We start from the raw sequence: 20,362 nt of genomic DNA, 5'->3' as shown, positions 1-20,362 counted from the left end.
AAAAGTCATGATTTAGTGAATTGCGGCTTGATTGTGGCATCGCGCTTCGATAGCGCTGTGTAATCTTTGGCTAGGTGCGTGTTCATGCTTCGTCACTTTCGTTGTGTTGTCAGCAGCTTATTTGTCGTCCTTTCCTCTCTTTCGATTTCCCCCGCCTTGGCCGATGAGATTCCAATCGAGAATCTTCCGCAGCTGATTGAAAGCACTGGTGGTACTGATGACAACCTGACGAAAATACCGGTTGAGCCGAACGCTTACGAAGGCCCGCTCGAAGAGCAGGTGCTTAGCCCGGACGATCTGGAAAGCCTGCAACCTCACCTAGATCTCGCCGCGCCGGAGAAGTCGTCGGCGCGGGCGGCAGCAGCGGCGACATCAGCCTCGGCGACTGTCCCACCCGAAGAACTTGAGACCACCGGTTCGAGCGAAAATCCCGTGCCGGTATCGGCGTCCTTGCCCGACGTCCAGAGTACGGGTGGTTTGAGCTACAATTTCCCGATCGAGGTTCCGGCTTTCCGCGGTCTGGAGCCCAAACTTGCCCTGAACTACAATTCCAGTCGCAAGACGAAGGTGAGCGGCACCTATCAGGGCTGGCTCGGCTACGGCTGGGGCCTGAATGGCGTTTCCGTCATCGAGCGGATGCGGCCCAAAATGGGAGTGCCGTCTTTCGATGACAGCAAGAACGCGGCCGAGCAGGATATATACGTTCTCAACGGCCAAGCCTTGTACAAATGCTCGGACGACCGGGTAGAAAACGGCGCGTCGTGCCTCGCCGGAGGGAACTACGTTTCCGAGGTCGAGGACTATCTCAAAATAAGCTTCAATGCATCGACCCGCATCTGGAAGGTTACCGGGCGCGACGGTACTGTGACGACATTCAGCGCGGTCGGCGACATTGCGCCGCCATCCACGATCCCGGCTGCGGGCAGTGATGCGCATGATCTAGCGTACAAGGCGCGCTTTGTGGTTACCTCGTTCAAGGACACCAATGGCAATGAGGTTACGTACAACTACAGCTGCACGACACTGCCCGTTTGCTACGTTTCGACAATCAGCTACAACAACCGCACGGTTCAATTTTATTATGAGGTACGTCCTGACTATCTGCTGATGGCCAACGGCCACTCTATATCGACGATCACGCGCCGTCTGGATACGGTCATCGTCAAAACCGGCGCCGTGATAACGTCCGGCTATCAGCTACGCTACAATGTGGAGCCGGTTAGTGGCGCTTCTCGCCTGATATCTGTGCGCCGCTTCGGCAATGACCTGGCTCTTGATGGTGAGCAGAAGATCGTCTCTGGGACGGGCCTGCCGGCGACGGTTTTTGCCTACAACGCAGGCGCAAGCGCGACGGCGGCGGTTGAAGTCGAGGCCTTGAAGACTGTTCCCAAGCTAGCAGCGAATGTCGACCAACCGGGGAGTGGGAAGGTTAAATCGAATGACCTCCTCTCTGTCATGGATGTGGACTCTGACGGCGTGTCGGAGATTTTGTACCACAAGCTGAAAACCCCTGCAGAAGCTGCCTGCAGCTCGTTTTTGCTCCACAGCCCGGATCGCAACACCAGCCTTACGAGGACGGACATTACGCTCCCGTGCACCGGCGCGCTGGTTCATGGCTCCTCGAAACTTCTACCGGTTTTTACGCCCGGGCATTTCGGTGCGGACGTCAAGAAGACGCAGTTGCTGTTTCGAAAGGGAGGCACGGCGCCGCAAGTTGATGCGGAGGTCATCCTTACCAAGACGGGCGCAACATTCGAGGTCGAGACCAATCGATGCGGGGCAAGCGATTCCGTCGCGATTTCCGATGAAGTGGTCGCCGGAAACTGCGGCAAGCAGTATCCGAATGTTATCGCCACCGACCCGGATGGGAACGGGCGCGATGGTCTGTCCAGCATCTCGGATGAGTTTATCGGCGTTACCTCCCTGTACGGCGACGGAGCTCAACAAAAAATCTATTGGAAAGCCGACGGGTTCTACGGCTACGAGTGGAAAGACGGTGCATCTGTTCGTCGTGATTTTCCAGCCACCCGCCCTTGTTCAGGCTATTGCACCCTGGTCGATCTCAACGGCGATGGTTTGAACGATATCGTTTCCCGCAGGGACGCGAGCGCGCCTACCCAAAGCGGAGACAACGTTTTCTATCATCCCGTCTTCCAAGTCCTCCTCGCCACCGGCGACAGTTTTATCGAGGTAGCGGGAGCAAAAATTCTGGACAGTAACCCCGTGAAGCCAACGGGAGCTGGATTTGCGGTCGATCAGGATGGTGACGGCAAAAGCGAACTGGTTATGGGGGTGCCCAAAGCAGGGGAGTCGGAAACCTACTATTCCTTCAGGCTGAAAAAGTCCGCTGCGGGACTGTCGCTCGGGGGGGCGTCGACAGGTGCAAAAACCCCCTGGATTCGCCCCGGCGACTTCAACGGAGATGGCCAGACAGATCTGCTCTATGCACCCATCATAACGGTTACCGACCAGGAAATTGGTGATAGCGATAACACCAATTACTCGGACCCGGTCATGTTTTGGGACTGGGTGTACATCAAGAAGAGGATCGATTTAATCGAAGAGAAGCATCGGACGACGCCGTATCTGATCCGTTACGGTAGTTCCACGACGAGCATTGCTCATCTTCTCGACACGATCACGACGCAGGAAGGCGCGCAGATCGTCGTCGATTACAAGCCGTCAACGACCTGGGCCAATACCTACATGCCGCTCTCGCTTCCAACGGTGACGGCGGTAAAGGTGAACGACGGGCGCGGCGCGGTGTCGACCACCGGCTATGCCTATGCCAAGGGATATTATCACCCGACACGGCGTAAGTTCCTGGGCTTCGGAACGGTGGTCAAATCGCTGCCGAGGATCACCGGGGAGGCTGCGTCGCCGACGGTGACGACGACCTATCGTCAGGATTTTGCCAGTGTCGGACTGCCCTCTCGGATCGTCACCAAGGACGGCGCCGGGGTGACGCGCATCGATACGACGGAGGCCTATTCGGTCGTCACCGCCAAGATACCCTACCGTGCGCAGAACATCTCGACAACGACCGAGCGTTTTGAGACGGGCACGGCGCGCACCCTCACGACAATCCGGACCTACGACGATTATGGCAACATAGTCACCAAAAAGGCCCTGGGCCGTGTGGACGTCGACAACGACGAGGTGTTCACGCAGTACTACTACGACCTCAATCTTTCCACCTATGTCGTGTCTGCCCCACGCATGGAGTATGTCTACAGCGGCACTGCTAATACCGCGCCTGCGATCAAGATGACCCGTTACGTGTACGACGGGCAGGACTACGCAACCGCACCGTCCAAGGGTAACCTGACGACGGTTTATGAGCTGGTGTCCGGGTCAGGCTCGACCGCCAAGTGGCTCACAACGACCTACACCTACAGCCCTTCCGGCAACCGCCTGACGGAGGAGAACGCCGCCGAAGGTATCACGACCACCTGGACCTACGACACGACCTACTACCTTTATCCTGTAAGCAAGGCGGTCAATGGCTACGTCGTCTCGACGGCGGCTTATGACGGCACGTGCGAGGCACCGGCCTGGGTCAAGCCGATCAGTGCGGTGGCGACGAACTACGAATACGACGTGCTTTGCCGCCCGGTCTCTGCGACCAACGCGGTGACAAGCTCCTACGTCAAGACTGCTTACGTCAATTTTGGCGACCCGCTGGCCCAGAATGTCGTCACGACCATCAGCCTTCCCGATTCGAAGATAGCAGAAAAGACACAATACTTTGACGGGCTCGGGCGTGTGCGCAGTGTCGTGGAGAAGGGCGATGCGACCTCGCCGACCGCGCAGGTCGACACCGATTTCGACGCCCGCGGCAACATCCGGCAGGTCAGCCTGCCCTATGTGGTCGGTGACCCCGTCTACTGGACGAAGACCACCTATGACTGGGACAACCGGCCGCTGACGGTTTACAATCCCGACCATACCTCCGAGAGCCCCAGCCGGAGGGCCTATGCCTATTACGCATCTGCCAGCGTCAGCCGTTCCGACAATCCCGTCCTGCTGAGGACATCTGTCACCGATGAGGAAGGCCTTGAGACGCTCACTTTCGTATCGACATGGGGTGATACGATCACGGTGATGCAGCGCGCACCGGACGACACGACACGCACGCTTTATGGCGCCACCTATGATGCCTTCCATCGCCTGACGGAGGTCCAGGATCACAACGCATCTGTCTGGACCTATGACTATGACATGGTGGGCAATCGCCTGAGCGCGAAGGATCCGGACCTCGGCACCTGGACCTACGCCTATGACGACGCGAACCGTCTGGTCACGCAAAAAGACGCGCGTGGCAAGATCACGACCATCACCTACAACGCGCTGGATCAGGTGCTGACCCGTGAGGTCAATGGGACCGTGCTGGCCACCAACACCTATGGCGGCGCGCGGACCGGCTATTACAACCGGGGTCAGTTGACGAAGTCCGTCAATGCGCACGCGACGATCGAATATGCCTACAATGCCGACGGCCTGCTTGCCTACAAGTCGAACAAGATCGGCGCAGAAGTCGCCCATGTCGAGGAGATTGGATACGACGAAGGCAGGCAGCCGCTCTCCAAGACCTATGGACGCGCCGGCGTTGCCGCGCCCGACCTCACCGTCGGCACATCGCCCTGGATCTATAACGTCAAGGGCCAACTGACGAAAATCCCGGGATACATCAACGCGACGACCTATGAGCCCGATGGCCAGACGGCGTCGATCACCTATGCCAACAAGGTCACGACCACCTTCACCTATTCGCCGACACGGCGCTGGCTGACCCGGGTCGATACCAAGGCCCAAGACGGCACCAACATCGTCTGGACCACGTTCACCCGTGACAAGACGGGGCGTATCACCCGCCAGCCCACCGATCCGGGCAATGATGTTGGCTATACCTACGATGCCTTCGGCCGGCTGACGTCCACGTCTGCGGGTACGAGCCAGAGCCGCAGCTACACCTACGCGATGAACGGCAACATGACGAGCAATTCGGTGCTCGGCACGCTGACCTATCCGGAAGCCACGGCTTTGCGGCCGCACACGCCGCTGACCATCGGCGGGCAGGCGATCGGCTATGATGCCAACGGCAACATGACGAGCGACGGCGAACGCACATTCCTCTGGGACGACGCCAACCGGCTGTCGCGGGTAACCATGCTGAACGGCACGGCGGCGGATGTGCCGGTCAACTTCTCCTACGGCCCCGATGGCGCCCGGGTGAAGAAATCCTCCACCTCCGGCGTCACCTACTATCCGGATGCCGAGGTCGAGCACGACACGGTCAACGACGTTTACACGCGCTATCCGCATCCCGACATCAAGATCGTCGGCGTAGCCAAGTTCTTCCTGCACCGCGACAACGTGGCCTCGGTCAGGGCCGTCACCAACGTCGCGGGCGTCAGAACGGAGCACACGCCGTACTATGCCTATGGCCAGCCGGTCTATCCCAGCGCGTCGACGCAGAAGGCCTATATCGGCGAGCGCTTCGACGTCGAGACCGGCCTGCTCTACCTCAATGCCCGCTATATGGACCCGATCCTCGGACGCTTCATCTCGCCCGATGACTGGGACCCCACGATGCAAGGCGTCGGCACAAACCGATATGCCTATGCCGATAACGATCCAATTAACAAATCCGATCCGAATGGGCATGCCGTAGATGATGACGCGACGATGCTTCGTGAAATTCGTGTTGAAAGTGAACGCGATCACTGGAATGATTTTAATGACAATTATCGGAATGATCGGGATAGTCGAAATGACCACAACTCGTTCGGTAGCAGTTATCAGTTAGCTGCTAACATGAATTGGATGATGTTGTGGGGCTTCCCCTACGCTCAGCCCGAAAGTAATTTTTGTACTAGTTCTACGATTACCGGACCTCTATTCAACAGCGAAGAAGCACCGGTTCCTGATGCTGTACCTGGACGTAAGACTAGGGGGCCTTCGACCTTGTGGGAAAAGCCGGGAGGAATTAACGAAGCGGATGAGGATTTTGATAATCTAAATCCTGAGAATGTTCGTAACCTGCCAAATGGCGGGAGGGTTGGAACATTGCCTGGCGGACGTACTGCCGTTGTTCGACCAGATAGTACGGATGGTCGGCCAACCTTGGAAATTCAAGATGGCAGAAACAGAACGAAAGTAAGGTATGGACAATGAAGGCATACGTTAAAATTTTTCAGGAGCATGCAAGCGGAAAGAAATATGAACTTGAGAGTTTGGTTGATCGGCAGGGCGTTCTAACGCTGAACCTGATCGATGACGATATGGGCACCCTTCGATTGTCTTTTTTTGAGTACTTTATGTACAGGAAAATGGATGAGGGTGACTCTCTGAAATTAATGTCGGAAATATCCGATTTATCTCAACTTGGGTGCTCATTTTACATTGTAAAAAATTCTGATTTGGTTGAATGGTTTGTTTTACAGGGGTACGAAATACGTAACAAAGATTTGCTTGTCCATTATTTAATTACCACCATTAACGACGTTATTGACGTTATCGCATTGGGCGACCCTATATTTGAGAGCTAGAGTATCCGTGTTGGTCAAGTGGGGAGTGGCGCCCAAGTTCGGCCCTCCCTGAGCAGTGCGTTTCCGAGCACGACGAGCTTTCGTATGATGGACGTGATGGCAACTTTCGACGCTTTTCCGGCGGCTTTGAGCTTGTCGTATTTTGCCTTGAGGTCGGGATTGAACCGGATGGCGACGAGTGCCGGCATGTAGAGGGCCTAGCTGGCATTGGCCCGGCCGCCGCGGATGAAGGCGCGGCCGGTCCAGGTCCCGGACTGTTGATTGCCACTGAGAACTGCCCCGGCGGGGATGCGGACGAAAACTTGGACCACCAGGAGGGGTATCGTCAAGTTAACGGAACTTGGAACTTGATGTGCGACGACGGGGGATGACCGATCGTGGTTCGCTCTACCGCCGCCATCGTTTTCCCGCCGAAATCATCGCGCACGCGGTTTGGCTGTATTTCCGGTTTCCTTTGAGCTTGCGGATGGTCGAGGACCTGCTGGCGGTTCGCGGGATCATTGTCTCTCACCAGACGGTACGCTTGTGGTCGGAAAAGTTCGGCCGGCTTTTCGCCAACGACATTCGTTGCCGCTCATCCGGTCGGCTCGGCGACAAATGGCATCTCGATGAGGCCGTCGTATCGATCGGTGGCAAAAAGCACTGGCTATGGCGTGCCGTTGATCAGGACGGCTTTGTCCTGGAGGTACTGGTGCAAAGCCGCCGCAATACCAAAGCTGCCAAGCGTCTGATGCACAAGCTGTTGAAAGGCCAATGCCGGGCGCCGAGGGTGATGATCACCGACAAGCTTCGGTCTTACGGCGCCGTAAAGGATGAGATTATGCCAACAGTAGAACATCGTTCGCATAAGGGCTTGAATAATCGAGCGGAGAATTCTCACCAACCAATCCGACGACGAGAGCGGATCATGAAGCGCTTCAAATCACAGCGACATGCACAGCGCTTCGTCTCCAACCACGATCCTATCGCCAACCTGTTCCACATACCCCGACACGATATCTCCTCAAGCCATTACCGAGAACTGCGTTCAGACGCGATGAACCTGTGGGCCAAGATCGCCCCGGCATGACGCATAAATGCGATCGGCGTTACGCTATTGCCCGCGGCCGTTAAGTTTACGATGCCGGCACTGGCAGCCCCAGCCGTTCGGCGGATAGAGCCGCTTCCAGATGGGATATTCCACCGGCGCGACGATGCCGACCCAACGCTCATGTTCCGGCCGTTTTCATTCGGCCGTCGAAAGTAGATAGACCAGGAAGGGCAGAAACGCCTTGTTGCGTTCCGTCCGCTTCCATTCCCCGGCTGCATGCGCCGTCGCCGTGTTCGCCGAGTAGACCGTCCGCAGCCGGCGCGTCGAGCCGAGCTGCACCAGCTTTTCCTCGCCGGTCTCCGGGTCGATCAACTGCGCCAGGTCGAAGCGGAGCGAAGGGTTGCCTCCTACAGGCCACGGCTCGGCGACGGCTTTGCCTTCGAGGCGGGGCTTCAACTGAAACGCCGGTTGCTTGGCAAAGTCGAACGTGACCTGGCAGCGATGGAGGATCCAAACACGGTAGCCAGCAAAGAGCCCGCGTGATGCGGATGTTGGCGGACTATCGCTGCGCCACGATCATTTTGGATGATGATGTCTTCCACAGAATCGGTATCAGTCGGATTCGACTCAATACAGTAGCGCTGATAAGGTCGTAGCTCAACCCTTGGAGCAGAGCCGATGCGCAGTCTGGTCGTCGTCGTTCTCCTGTCCTGGTTCGCTTATGCAATCTTCTTGACAGGGGCCGTTTTACCACTGCCGCGAAGCATTCATGTGGTCGTGTTTGCCTTGCTCGTCTCCGCTCTCGCGGTCGTTTGGATCGGCCCGGTCCCGCGTCGCCAGGGCGGATCCTTGGCGAACATCGTCAATCGGTTGCGCGCTTTCGTATCTCGTTCCACAGGACAACGGCGATAATCGTCGCGACAATCATCAGACCGATGAATTCCGGTGGGCTGCCTTGATAGGCATCGGACGAGACGCCGCCGATCGGTTCGGCTGCTCCAGCACTGCCCTTGGCTGTCATCGACAGCTTGGCACCCGCCACCCGCATCAGGACATAGGGAAGTACGGTTAGCAGCCCGCCCAGCGCCGCAAGAGGCATCCAATCCGCCTGAGACAGCCCGCCATTGGCGAGAGCCGCAACATCGATGACGCCTACCGCGCTTGCGGCCGATATCATCACCGCTCCGCCGATGCCGAAGGACAGGAAGTAGAAGGTGAAAGGATCGACATCATTGCTGTCACCGACGGCATGATACGCGATGCCCTGGGCAATGCCGGTAAGGACCGGCACCCACAGTTGCGTATAATCGACATCCTCCGTGAGCCCGGCGCCGCTGGCGATCAGTCCCGTCACAAGAACGACGAGAAACAGGGCGGCGCCGATGTCGAAACGATCGACGCCGTTTTTGGCCCTTGCCGCAATCAGCAGCGCCGTCGCAATGCTGGTCGCAAAAATGACGGGTACCGCGATGTAGTCCGGCGCAAGCGACACCGACAGCGTCGTGCCGCCATTGGCGCAGACAACGCCGAAGACAGCGAAGGCAAGGATCGTCTTGAGCTGGCGACGGTTGAGCTTCGGCGGTTTGAAGAAAAGGATTCGGGCCGTAAACAGGGCGAAGAAGAACATCGACACCGTCACGGTCCGCAGCACCGTTACCTGCAGGGGGCTGAGCCCATGGTCGCGCAACACGCTACCCGGGATATCGGCAAGCCCGGTCAGGAATAAGGCGAATGCGAATGCGGCAAAGCTGATGACGGTGACGAACCGCGCCGTCATCAGCTGGTCTTGGAGCTTTCGAATGGTGGACATGATCACACTCCGGCTGATGATAGACGAAGTATGCTTGAAGGCCGCTTTCGTTAGATAGAGGCAGCCTCTTTACCAAGTTGGCCAAAATTTATATCAACTGGGAAAGCTTGTATAAAAAATGTCCCCTCATGTATAAACCTGCGGATGCTGCATGGCCAAGAACAGCGACAACGCGCTCTCCGTTAATCTCGACTATCTCGAAAAGCTTCGCAAAAACAAGGCCAACGCTGCGTGGAACGACTTCGTCAACGCTATCGGAGGCCTATTTGACGGGGATGCGTCGCTGCGGGGCGATCTCACGCACACGCTTCACTACCTACTCTCCCGTGCCCACAAGGACGAGGACGGCGAGTCGGATGCGCTGAGTCTTCACGGACTGAGCGAAGCGATTTGCGCCTTCGCGGGACAGTTCGGTCAGCCATCGTCGAAGAGCTGCCCGATCGGCGTCAAATTTTCGTCGTTGTCGGTGCGATACTTCATCCAGCGACAGAGCAACAAGCCCGACCTGATCCAGGCCTACACGGTCTACCTTCTTTTCCTTTTGGCGGTTGCGTTCCGGGATGGTGAGCAGAAGTTTTTTGGCCATCACATCCATATGGAAACGGGCGAATTCGCGCAATTTCTGACAGAGCTTTTCCATCTGGTTGAAAAACACGCGAGCCTCGAAAACCTCGTCCACAAGGTGCGCGAGTTCCACAAGAGGCGCAAAGCACGCAGCCAGCTGAAATACGATCTGGGCGGAATGATCGAACTCGGCGATTTTAATTCTGTGTCACTTTGGCATTCACTCTTCAACCATACCCCCGCCGACTGTTTCAAGGACAGGACGTCGCTCGAGCGGCACTTCATCTGTTACCGCTTCTCGTCGCTTGGCGACGAGCCGAAAGTCGTCAAGAGCTTCCTCGTGTTCCAGTCGCCGGGGCGGCTGAGTGGTGGCGACGGCGGCATCCGCAATCATTTTGCATTCAAAGTCTTCTACAAGAACCACAGCGGAAAAATCCGCCGCTCCGCCGGAGCCGTCCTGCATCTCGGGAAGACGATTACCTGTTACGGCAGCTCGCGAATGGAGGACGCTACTATCGGTGCCAACGATCCTCTGACCTATTCGGGCGATCGTGGGCCAAAGAGCCTTGTCTTCTCTGCTCCGGCTGCCGGCGACCGGATGCTTTTCGGCGTTATGTTGTCCATGAACGAAGAACATATCCCGATCGCCAGCCGCATTATTGGCGTAGAGACGCACCACCGCCACTCCAAGGCGGCGCAGATCGGTTCGATGGACGCCATGGACCTGAAGCAGGAGTTAATGAAGAACGCCATCTTCGCCGAGACCATCGAATCTGAGGCGCGCGCCCAGAGAGGTTGGGCTGAGTTGCTCAATCTCCTGCGAGCCGAAGTTCCGGCGGGAACACTCGTCACGCCTCATGGCTTTGCTCGCCGCGGCCTATACGGATAGCCGTGGCGGCACTGCTTGGATTGACCAAGATGCAGGCGGCCAACTTCCAAGGGGGCGCATGGCGCCGGGTTTATGACTGGTTTGGCGGGCTGGATCAGTTCAGAGCGGAATATGCCTTCCACTACTGCGGGATTGCAGCCTTCCAAACCACATTCTCCAACATTTTTAATGCGTTAGGCAAGCTTAGGCGACGTGTCGCCGGTTCAGATCCTTTCAAGGCGAAATAAGAATCCGGCCACGGCAGCTTTGCGCCGTCATTTCGGCCGTTGAGACAACTCGGGCGGACGCCTGAGAGCAGCCAGTCTGCTTATCACTTCCGCAAAGCGGCAAGACCGGTAACTCGCCTCATCGAAATGCTGGGTCCTTGCAATTGTGCGAGGCCGAAAACACCGCCGGCACTCGCTCCATACCCCATATTTTTCTTCCTGCCTTTAGCGAGTACCGCGATGCCCTTGTTGCTATTGCGACGTCCGCCTCCTCTGATGCGGCTGAGAATTTTCTCAACCTCTGATGCCGTCAAAGCGACGCCGAGGTCCTCCGAACCAACGTGGCCGTTCTGGACCGTTCTGATCCAGTCGACCGCTTCACGGTTGCTCTCGTCTACATTATTTCTGCTTTTCTCCGCAGATTTGTCTGCTGAGAACATCCGCTTCCAGGCGGCAAGCTTAACGCTCGTGGACCTGACGGTCAGTATCGAAGGCAGGACCGCTCAGGGCCGGTTGCAGTCATAGCGCCGAAGCGCTGATCGCGGCCGTCAGGCGAACCCGCTGAATGCATCGGCCTCGCTTTGAGTAGTAAAGGTGAACGTGACCAGCTCACTCTCATCGTCCTGACGGATGCCGATCGCAGTCACGATCAATCGAGCGATCTCGTCCTGCGCCTCATGTCCTGAGCGGGCTGATTTCACAGCCTTCTCGATGGCCGCTGTGAAGACTTCGCTGATCAGGCCAAGGCGCATATTGTGTTTCATGATGATGTCCCGGTCCTCGATGATCGCCGCCTGTTCTTCCTTCGGGATTGCGGCATTGTCCATCGCGGTGATCGTGGCATTGGTCGCGAGCTTGATCGGACCTTCCTGAAGCCACCGCTCGACCATCTGGTGAAACTGATGCATTCGCGCAGCGGGGATTGTTTTCTGGACAGTGATCGACATCTGCATTCCTTTGTCAGCTTCCATTCAAACCGATACACGCTCCAAGAACATAGGATCGGCTGCCGCAATCAAAAAATAGCGCCAGCAGGGTTTATGGGGCTCAGCCACAAGCTTCAATTCGTTTATGCTGGAGATCGACCGGTCGAGAGACATGGGAGGCGATCGGGTGGGCGGTTTGATGGCCGCATTAGGCAATGGGTCTTCTGGCGCAGATGCGCCATAAGTAGTCATTGGATGACCGGCATCACGGACGCCATGGTGGCCGGCCAGAAGATCGACGTGGCCCAGATGAAGGCCCTGATCGAACCTGCCGATCTGATCATTGCTCACAATGCCGGCTTCGACCGCCCCTTCTGTGAAACCTTCTCCTCGGCTTTCGCGCCGAAGGCGTGGGCTTGCTCGGTCTCTGAAATCGACTGGTCCGCCCGCGGTTTCGAGGGAGCGAAGCTTGGTTACCTTGTCGGGCAGGCCGGGTATTTCCATGATGGACATCGCGCCGTCGACGACTGCTTCGCGCTGCTCGAGGTTCTGGCCCATGGCGGACCGGAGCAGGGCAACACACCATTCGCCGAGCTCTTCGCGGCAAGCCAGCGCTCGCGGGTTCGCATCTTTGCCGAGCACAGTCCCTTCGAGATGACGGACCATCTGAAGGCCCGTGGTTACCGATGGTCGGACGGAAGCGACGGGCGGCCGAAATCCTGGTGGGTCGAGGTGGCATCGTAAACTTAACGGCTGAGAATCCAAGGTACTGCACGAGCGGCAAGCACCGCTCATGCCCGGGCGATTTTCGCCCACAGCCGGAAAGGCGTGCAGGCGGAAGCGTTGGGGAACGAGGAGGTTTCTGACGAGGAGTAGCGTTGACGGGCGGAGGAGGCCGTTTTGACGGAGTTGCGCTACATCGAGCCCATCGAAGGCTGGCCAATGAAGAGCGCCTCGCGCACGGCTTCCTGATTGACTTTGAGCCAGCATTGCGACTTTGCAGCTGGCTCTTTCCATGTGGTCGACGAGGGCGAGGGCGGCGGTCGCTATCGCGACAGTCGCTTCTCGTCATCGATCAGCGTCAAGCGCGCGGGGGCCGCCGCGCCCCATTGCCACAGAACCAGGTTGAGATCGTCCGCGTTTGCGCCGGGCGCGAAGCTCCTGACAAGCAGGCCGTGATAGCCTGCGGCGGCGAGGTGTCGGGCGAAAGTCTGGGTGCTGGCCTCGCCACTCGCCTTCATCTGGTCTCGCCATGTCGGGTCTGCGAGAGATGACGGTGTCATCCCTTCAGCCAGCAACGCGGCCTCGTCCCTGGTGTCGAATACCCGACCGATGTCGGCGTCGTAGGAGATTAACGTCGTCGGCTGCAGGCTCCCGACCTGGTTGGCCTCGCGAAGGGCGGTCACTACCGTCAGGCAGGTGTAGAGCGCTGGCGTGCCCTTCTTGTTGAAGCGGCCGCCATACAATTCCGCCCCGCGCCCGGACATTGGCTCGCGTGCGTAGATTGGGTTCAGTGCTCGAAAGAGTGCGCCTTCATACCGCATCGTCTTGTCAGGCGTGGACGCCGGCATCGACCGCGTCGATATAGTCAAGAACCTCGTCGGCGCGGCCCTCCCGAACCAACTGCATCGCTGTCATTCCTGAGAAGCCCGGCAACGGTTCGGAGCGATACCAGGCATAGGCCATCAGCGCCGACCCGAAGCGCGGTTCCACCTTGTTGACGACCTCGGTCATCTCGCGCAGACGACGCTGCGTCCTGTCGGACCGGATCCGGTCCTTCCGTTGGATCGCATCCTTGCCGAGTCCGGCCGTGCGGGCGATTTCCTCGCTCGTCGTGCGCAGTACGTCGGCAATCTTCCGCGGCGAAAAAAGTCCGTCGTCGGCGTATTGCGCAATTCCCATAGCTTTTATCTCCGAATGTCGATACCAATCATTATGACGCAATATAGCGTCAGAAATCGCGGCATTCAAGGGAAGGCAAAATTAGGGAGGAAGGAGAGAGGGATACGCTCGCAGGTCGCGTCTGCCCAGGCCATCCTCATCATGGATCGGGCAAGATGGTATATTCCCGACAACTCGTCGTGCCCGAAAACATCAGCATCCTGCCATTGCCGCCGAAGCCGCCGGAGCTCACCCATGTAGGCGATGACTGGAGCACATCCTGCTCGCACTCGCTCAAAGTTGAACGCTACCCACCATCCAATGGCGTTCCGCCTACGCGAGCATCTGCAGTCCGTGCTTTTTCACAAGCGAGAGGAGCTTGAGCGCAGGCCCACTTGGGCGCTTGGCACCGGTTTCCCACTTTTGAACCGTCGATTGGCTCGAGTTCAGATAGCGTGCAAAGACCGGCTGGCTGACATGGTTAAGCGACCCAACGCTCTCCGCACTGGCCATTTCAGTCGGCTACCTGGAAAACTTTCTCAACTGTCATACGATATCCTTGGCCTGATCGGCGCTAACCCTCCCATCCATAATCGCGCCGGCGCCGCGGTGCGCGGCGATGAACATGGCGACGGCTGAACGGCAATAGGATTCGATTTCGTTTTCGTCCTTTGCTCTCGCCTCATCGAAGCGGGTGATGAGCAGAAGATCGGATCCTTTGATGAGCGCGCCAAACAGGCGGGCGGACTGGCGAGGATCGGGTACGTTCAGAGCCGCCTTTGCATGCAACTGACGTAAAAGGTCCTCGATCTGGGCGATGACGTGGGCGGGCCCGGCTTCGTAGAAGAGCTTGCTCAATGACCTCTGGTTCGTCTTGTCGGCCATGATCATGGCTTCGACGCTGCGGACGTCCGGGCTCAACAGCGTGTGAAGCAGGGATGATCCTGCCGCCATGAGCTGCTCTTGGGCCGAGCCCTCGGTGCCTTCAACAAGGGCTTGTGGTGCGAACTGATGGCAGCGAGCAGCGATGGCCGCGCTGAACAGCGCCTCCTTGTTCTCGAAGTGCCTGTAGATGCTGAGCTTGGATATCTTTGCTCGTCTGGCGACCTTGTCGAGGGTGGTCGCCTGAAACCCTAATTCCACAAAGAGTTCGCACGCAGCGTCGATGATCGTCTGGCCAAGCGCCTCGTTGGCGGGCCGGCCGCGCCGGTTCGGGGTATTTTCATTCATGGCAATTTCGATCCTTGACAGTATCATAATTCATCAATTACGATACCACAAAGTATCATAAATGCGCAAGCCACAGAGTGGACACGGAGCCTATCATGAACGACGTCATCATCATCGGCGGCAGCTTTGCCGGTCTCGCCGCCGCCCTTCAACTCGGCCGGGCCCGCCGCAAGGTCACCGTTCTTGATACCGGCCTGCAGCGCAATCGCTTTGCCGGCCACTCGCATGGTCTGCTCGGCCACGATCACAAGCCCCCGATGGACATCCTTGCCGAGGCGAGACAGCAACTGGCGCGTTATCCCACGGTCAATCTGCTCAACGCCCGTGCCGACAGCATCTCCGGCGCCATCGACAATTTCACCGTCATTACCGGTGATGGCGAAAGCCTGGATGCGCGGCGCCTGATCCTGAGCTATGGCGTGGTAGACCAGATGCCCGATGTCCCGGGCTTTGCCGAGAGCTGGGGCACGGCCATCGTGCCTTGCCCCTATTGCGACGGCTTTGAATTCGCCGGCCAACATTGGGGCCTCGTCTGGTCCGGCCCACAGTCGATGAATCAGGTCAGGCTGTTCCACGATTGGACCGACATGTTGACGGTCTTCGCCGATGGTCACGACATCGCGCCGGATATTCGGGCCGATCTGGAGCGTCGCAACACACCTCTCGTCGATGGCCGGATCACTGAAGTCGCCCGTCATGAGGGCCACAATGCCACTATCAGGCTCGATGCCGGCCTTGATGTTGCTCTCGACATCCTGTTCGCGCATCCACGCAACACGCCGTCCGCAACTCTGCATGAACCGTTGGGCCTCGCCACGGTGAATACGCCAACCGGTATTGCCCTCAAAGTCGACGAGCGCCGCGAAACCAGCGTGCCTGGCATCTACTCCGCCGGCGACCTAGCCAACCCCGGCATGCCCTCTGTTACCACGGCCATCTCGCAAGGCGCGACGGCGGGGATCTCCGCACAGCAGTCCATGTTGACTTGATAGAAGAAGGGGCAGTCCATGAAAACCAAGTTTCTCTTCTCCGCAGCGGTGGTCATGACCGGCGCGGCAACGGCGGCAGTCGTGTTCTGGCCCACGGAAAAAGTTTCCGCAGCGGCCGACCCGAGGATTGCGGTTCCGCTTGTCAGCGTCGTGAAGGTCAGGACACCCGACAGCGTTTCACGCAGCTTTACCGGAACGATCGCGGCACGGGTTCAAAGCGATCTCAGTTTCCGCGTTCCGGGCAAGATCGTCGAGCGACTTGTCAATCTCGGTGAGGACGTCAAGGCGGGACAGCCGCTGATGAAGATCGACGGAACGGATCTGCGTCTCGCCCTGACGGCAAAGCGCAACGCAGTCGCTGCAGCACAGGCAACATATGTCCAGGCCGTTAGCGATGAAAGGCGCTTCGCGGCACTAGTGAAGACCAGTGCGGCCTCGACGCAGCAGTACGAGAGAGCGAAAGCGGTGCTGGACACTGCCGCAGCACAGCTTGCTGCGGCAGAAGCCGAGGCGACAGTCGCCGAGAACGAGGCGACCTACACCGTTCTCTTGGCCGACGTTGACGGCACGATTGTCGAAACCTTGGGCGAGCCGGGACAGGTGGTTGCTGCCGGCCAGACGATCGTCAAGCTCGCAAAATCCGGGGCGCGCGAGGCACTGGTCTGGATGCCGGAAAACATGAGACCCGAGCCCGGTGCGACGGCACGGGCGAGCATCTACGGCAGGGCAGCTGAAGATAACGCGGTGCTGCGTCAGATCTCCGCCTCCGCGGATCCGCAGACACGCACATACGAGGCGCGCTGGGTATTGCAAGGAACTGTTGCGGATGCGCCGCTCGGCGCGACCGTCACCATCAAGATCGCCAACACGGAGACGCTCGTTCATGCCGAGATACCGGTCGGGTCCATCCTGGACGATGGGAATCGCACGGGCGCCTGGGTCGTCGATGAAAAGGCTTCCAGCGTCCACTTCCGTCCCTTGAACGTCGAACGATTGGGCGAGGACAGCGCAATCGTATCGGGCTTGAAGGCAGGAGAAACGGTCGTCGCACTAGGCGCCCATCTCCTGACTGAGGGCGAGAAAATTCGCACCAGCGTCGAAAAGAAAGAGGCATCAAACTAATGAGCTTCAATCTTTCCGCGCTCGCCGTTGGTGAGCGGGCCGTCACCCTGTTTTTTATCGTTCTTCTGGCGGCCGCGGGCGTCTATGCCTTTTTGAGCCTCGGGCGCGCGGAAGATCCGTCCTTCACCATCAAGACGATGACGGTGACGTCCGTCTGGCCGGGTGCGACCGCCCGCGAAATGCAGGACCTTGTCGCCGAACCGCTGGAAAAGCGACTCCAGGAGCTGACCTGGTATGACCGTGTCGAGACGACGACCCGTCCCGGTTACGCCTATTTGACGCTGACACTAAGGGACAATACGCCGGCCACTGCCGTGGAGGAGGAGTTCTATCAGGCGCGCAAGAAACTGGGCGACGAGGCGCGGCACCTTCCCCCCGGTGTCTTCGGGCCTTTCGTGAACGACGAATATTCGGATGTCAGCTTCGGCCTTTATGCACTGAAAGCCAAGGGCATGCCGATGCGCGATCTTGTTCGCCAGGCCGAAACCATCCGTCAGGATCTCCTGCACGTTCCAGGCGTCAAGAAGATCAACATTCTCGGCGAACGTCCGGAACAGATCTTCGTCGAATTCTCTTTTGCCAAGCTCGCCACGCTCGGCATCTCGACCCAGAGCATCGCTTCGGCTCTCCAGAACCAGAACAATATCACGCCGGCCGGCTCAATCGATACACGCGGACCGCAGGTCTTTATCCGCTTTGACGGCGCCTACAACGATATCCAAGCCATCGCCGACACACCGATCGTCGCCGGTGGGCGTACGTTGAAGCTGTCCGATATCGCCGACATCCGTCGCGGCTACCAAGACCCGGCAACCTATATCATCCGCCATGACGGCGAGCCCGCGATCATGCTCGGCGCTGTCATGCAGTCGGGGTGGAACGGCCTGGAGCTCGGCAAAGCGCTTGAGGAGAGATCGGCCGCTATCGCGCAGTCGCTTCCGCTCGGCATGACGCTTGCCAAGGTCAGCGATCAGGCCGTCAATATCCAGGAAGCGGTCGGCGAGTTCATGCTGAAATTTGCTATGGCGCTTGGCGTCGTACTGTTCGTCAGCTTGATTGCGCTCGGCTGGCGCGTGGGTATCGTCGTGGCGCTCGCCGTGCCGCTGACGCTCGCCGTCGTGTTTCTGATCATGTTGGAAACCGGACGGTTCTTCGACCGCATCACGCTCGGCGCCCTGATCCTCGCGCTCGGTCTGCTTGTCGACGACGCCATCATCGCCATTGAAGTTATGGTGGTGAAGATGGAAGAAGGCATGGACCGTATCAAAGCAGCCGCCTATGCCTGGAGCCATACGGCAGCACCGATGCTCTCGGGTACGCTCGTTACCATTATCGGCCTGATGCCGGTCGGCTTTGCCAAATCGACCGCTGGCGAATATGCCGGCAACATCTTCTGGGTCGTTGGCTTCGCCCTGATCGTGTCCTGGATCATCGCGGTGGTGTTCACACCCTATCTCGGCGTCAAGTTGCTCCCCGACATCAAGCCTGTCACCGGCGGTCACGAGGCGATCTACGGCACGCCGAACTACCAGCGCCTGCGGTCCGTCATCAAGTTCGCGGTCCGCCACAAATTCCTGACCTGCGCCGCCGTTGTGGTCGTCATGGGCCTCTCGGTTGTGGGAATGGGTAGCGTCAAGCAACAGTTCTTCCCGACATCCGACCGTCCCGAAGTTCTGGTCGAAGTACGCTTGCCCGAAGGGACCAGCATCGAAACGACCACCGCAACCGTCGAAAAGCTGGAAAAGTGGCTGAAGCAGCAGCCGGAATCCAAGATCGTCACCAGCTATATCGGCCAGGGCGCGCCGCGCTTCTTCTTTGCCATGGCGCCGGAATTGCCGGACCCTGCCTTCGCCAAGATAGTCGCGCTCACGCCGAATGCGCAAGCCCGTGAGGGCCTCAAGCATCGCCTGCGTGCGGCCATCTCCGAAGGACTTGCGCCTGAGGCCTCCTTGCGCGTCACCCAACTTGTGTTCGGACCCTACACACCGTTCCCGGTCGAGTTTCGCATCATGGGACCTGATCCGAAAAAGCTCTATGAGATTTCCGAACAGGCGCTCGCCATCATGAAAACCGTGCCTGACATTCGCCAGGCCAACCGCGACTGGGGCAATCGCACACCCGTCGTCCGGTTTATCCCCGACCAGGAGAGGCTCAACCTCATCGGCCTTTCACCGGCCGAGGCGGCCCAGCAGATGCAACTGCTTCTCTCGGGCGTGCCGATCACCCAGATCCGCGAGAACATCCGGAACGTTCCAGTGGTCGCTCGCAGCGGCGGCGAAATCCGCCTAGACCCCTCGCGGCTGGGGGACTTCTCTCTGATCAGCAGGGACGGCCGCGCCGTGCCTCTCGATCAGATCGGACACTCCGAGGTTACTTTCGAAGAACCTATCATGAAGCGCCGTGACCGCATGTCGGTCATCACCATCCGCTCGGATATCAACGAGGCAACGCAGCCGCCTGAGGTTTCGCAAGCTGTCATGAGCGCCCTGCAGCCGTTGATCGCATCACTTCCCGTCGGCTACCGGATCGAAATGGGTGGCAATATCGAAGAGTCGCTCAAGGCGAACGTCGCCCTCGTCAAGGTGTTCCCCTTGATGATTGCAGCAATGCTGACCGTTGTCATTCTGCAGGTTCGCAGCCTGTCGACCATGACTATGGTCATGCTGACCGCGCCCCTTGGCCTGGCGGGTGCCGTGCCGGCACTGTTGCTGTTCGATCAGCCCTTTGGCTTCAACGCCATCCTTGGATTGATCGGGCTCGCCGGAATTCTGATGCGCAACACGCTCATCCTGACCGAGCAGATCAAGGACAATCGGGCCGCAGGTCTTGATGACTATCACGCGATCATCGAGGCAACTGTTCAGCGGACGCGGCCCGTGATCCTCACGGCGCTTGCCGCAGTCCTCGCATTCATTCCGCTGACCCACTCGGTCTTCTGGGGGTCGATGGCCTACACCCTGATCGGCGGCACGGCTGTTGGCACGGTGCTGATCCTGCTCTTCCTGCCGGCGCTATACGCAGCATGGTTCCAGATCAAGCCGACCGAAGATCAGGTGCACGCCACCGTAAACGCCGAGGAGCCCGAGCTGCCACTGGTGATTGCTGCGGAATGAAGACGAGAGGACATGATGGCCGACCGCCACGGCGCCGAAAGAACATTATCA

The 20,362-nt window shown here is 58.6% G+C and carries 15 protein-coding genes and 3 pseudogenes; 9 read left to right on the top strand and 9 right to left on the bottom strand.

The genetic code is table 11. The annotated features are described in order from the left end of the window. Positions 1 to 84 precede the first annotated feature (84 nt). Both AC1RT2_RS30705 and AC1RT2_RS30700 read left to right on the top strand, forming a co-directional pair. Positions 85 to 6,177: an RHS repeat-associated core domain-containing protein gene (locus AC1RT2_RS30705; RefSeq protein WP_493108122.1), complete on the top strand. Its 6,093-nt coding sequence runs from the start codon at positions 85 to 87 to the stop codon at positions 6,175 to 6,177. Beyond that, positions 6,174 to 6,551, top strand: coding sequence for a hypothetical protein (locus AC1RT2_RS30700; RefSeq protein WP_493108120.1), 378 nt, complete (start codon positions 6,174 to 6,176; stop codon positions 6,549 to 6,551). The genes AC1RT2_RS30705 and AC1RT2_RS30700 overlap by 4 nt, the downstream gene beginning before the upstream one ends. Before the next feature lie 14 nt (positions 6,552 to 6,565). Here the strand turns inward: AC1RT2_RS30700 and AC1RT2_RS30695 are convergent. Further along, positions 6,566 to 6,811: pseudogene (locus AC1RT2_RS30695) on the bottom strand (IS110 family transposase); the annotation flags it as partial. A 107-nt stretch (positions 6,812 to 6,918) separates the two neighbouring features. Between AC1RT2_RS30695 and AC1RT2_RS30690 the strand changes: the two are divergent. Beyond that, complete coding sequence (locus AC1RT2_RS30690) at positions 6,919 to 7,620, top strand: IS6 family transposase (protein ID WP_493108118.1); 702 nt, start codon at positions 6,919 to 6,921, stop codon at positions 7,618 to 7,620. A 156-nt stretch (positions 7,621 to 7,776) separates the two neighbouring features. Here AC1RT2_RS30690 and AC1RT2_RS30685 read toward each other — a convergent pair whose 3' ends face one another. Both AC1RT2_RS30685 and AC1RT2_RS30680 read right to left on the bottom strand, forming a co-directional pair. Further along, entirely contained in the window at positions 7,777 to 8,037 is a 261-nt protein-coding gene (locus AC1RT2_RS30685) for a hypothetical protein (RefSeq protein ID WP_493108115.1), read from the bottom strand. A 406-nt stretch (positions 8,038 to 8,443) separates the two neighbouring features. Then, on the bottom strand, positions 8,444 to 9,391 hold the full coding sequence (locus AC1RT2_RS30680) for a DMT family transporter (RefSeq protein WP_493108114.1): 948 nt from the start codon (positions 9,389 to 9,391) through the stop codon (positions 8,444 to 8,446). A 151-nt stretch (positions 9,392 to 9,542) separates the two neighbouring features. Between AC1RT2_RS30680 and AC1RT2_RS30675 the strand changes: the two genes are divergently transcribed. Together AC1RT2_RS30675 and AC1RT2_RS30670 are read left to right on the top strand one after the other, a co-directional pair. Next, on the top strand, positions 9,543 to 10,844 hold the full coding sequence (locus AC1RT2_RS30675) for a hypothetical protein (RefSeq protein WP_493108112.1): 1,302 nt from the start codon (positions 9,543 to 9,545) through the stop codon (positions 10,842 to 10,844). A 2-nt stretch (positions 10,845 to 10,846) separates the two neighbouring features. Beyond that, a complete protein-coding gene (locus AC1RT2_RS30670; protein WP_493108110.1) occupies positions 10,847 to 11,071 on the top strand; it encodes a hypothetical protein in 225 nt (74 codons plus the stop codon). 83 nt (positions 11,072 to 11,154) lie between these two features. Here the strand turns inward: AC1RT2_RS30670 and AC1RT2_RS30665 are convergent, their stop codons facing one another. Beyond that, positions 11,155 to 11,490, bottom strand: a complete 336-nt coding sequence (locus AC1RT2_RS30665; protein WP_493108108.1) for a hypothetical protein — start codon at positions 11,488 to 11,490, stop codon at positions 11,155 to 11,157. Positions 11,491 to 11,598: 108 nt separating this feature from the next. Continuing rightward, positions 11,599 to 11,997: a hypothetical protein gene (locus AC1RT2_RS30660; RefSeq protein WP_421590576.1), complete on the bottom strand. Its 399-nt coding sequence runs from the start codon at positions 11,995 to 11,997 to the stop codon at positions 11,599 to 11,601. Positions 11,998 to 12,231: 234 nt separating this feature from the next. Between AC1RT2_RS30660 and AC1RT2_RS30655 the strand changes: the two are divergent. After that, a pseudogene (locus AC1RT2_RS30655) lies at positions 12,232 to 12,711 on the top strand (3'-5' exonuclease); the annotation flags it as partial. Between the two features lie 311 nt (positions 12,712 to 13,022). Here the strand turns inward: AC1RT2_RS30655 and AC1RT2_RS30650 are convergent. The 4 genes and pseudogenes from AC1RT2_RS30650 to AC1RT2_RS30635 all read right to left on the bottom strand — a co-directional run bounded on the left by AC1RT2_RS30650 (position 13,023) and on the right by AC1RT2_RS30635 (position 15,087). After that, the gene (locus AC1RT2_RS30650; protein WP_493108158.1) at positions 13,023 to 13,520 is read right to left on the bottom strand and encodes an RES family NAD+ phosphorylase; all 498 of its coding nucleotides are present in this window, start codon (positions 13,518 to 13,520) and stop codon (positions 13,023 to 13,025) included. 7 nt (positions 13,521 to 13,527) lie between these two features. Further along, entirely contained in the window at positions 13,528 to 13,878 is a 351-nt protein-coding gene (locus AC1RT2_RS30645) for an MbcA/ParS/Xre antitoxin family protein (protein WP_493108106.1), read from the bottom strand. A 312-nt stretch (positions 13,879 to 14,190) separates the two neighbouring features. Further along, a pseudogene (locus AC1RT2_RS30640) lies at positions 14,191 to 14,343 on the bottom strand (helix-turn-helix domain-containing protein); the annotation flags it as partial. A 60-nt stretch (positions 14,344 to 14,403) separates the two neighbouring features. After that, positions 14,404 to 15,087, bottom strand: coding sequence for a TetR/AcrR family transcriptional regulator (locus tag AC1RT2_RS30635; protein WP_493108104.1), 684 nt, complete (start codon positions 15,085 to 15,087; stop codon positions 14,404 to 14,406). A gap of 95 nt (positions 15,088 to 15,182) precedes the next feature. On the opposite strand from AC1RT2_RS30635, the gene AC1RT2_RS30630 reads away from it, so the two are divergent. From AC1RT2_RS30630 to AC1RT2_RS30620, 3 genes are read left to right on the top strand one after another with little or no spacing between them, the layout of a single operon-like run. Continuing rightward, positions 15,183 to 16,076: an NAD(P)/FAD-dependent oxidoreductase gene (locus AC1RT2_RS30630; protein ID WP_493108102.1), complete on the top strand. Its 894-nt coding sequence runs from the start codon at positions 15,183 to 15,185 to the stop codon at positions 16,074 to 16,076. An 18-nt stretch (positions 16,077 to 16,094) separates the two neighbouring features. Then, positions 16,095 to 17,198, top strand: a complete 1,104-nt coding sequence (locus AC1RT2_RS30625) for an efflux RND transporter periplasmic adaptor subunit (RefSeq protein ID WP_493108101.1) — start codon at positions 16,095 to 16,097, stop codon at positions 17,196 to 17,198. Continuing rightward, positions 17,198 to 20,311 (top strand): efflux RND transporter permease subunit, encoded by a 3,114-nt coding sequence (locus AC1RT2_RS30620; RefSeq protein ID WP_493108100.1) that lies wholly within the window; start codon positions 17,198 to 17,200, stop codon positions 20,309 to 20,311. Before AC1RT2_RS30625 ends, AC1RT2_RS30620 begins: the two co-directional genes overlap by 1 nt. The last annotated feature ends 51 nt before the right edge of the window (positions 20,312 to 20,362 follow it).

It is taken from the genome of Shinella sp. GW821-FHT11G07, assembly GCF_058808115.1.
Note: the sequence above shows the minus strand (reverse complement) of the source record. Positions and strands in the feature narration are given on the sequence as shown.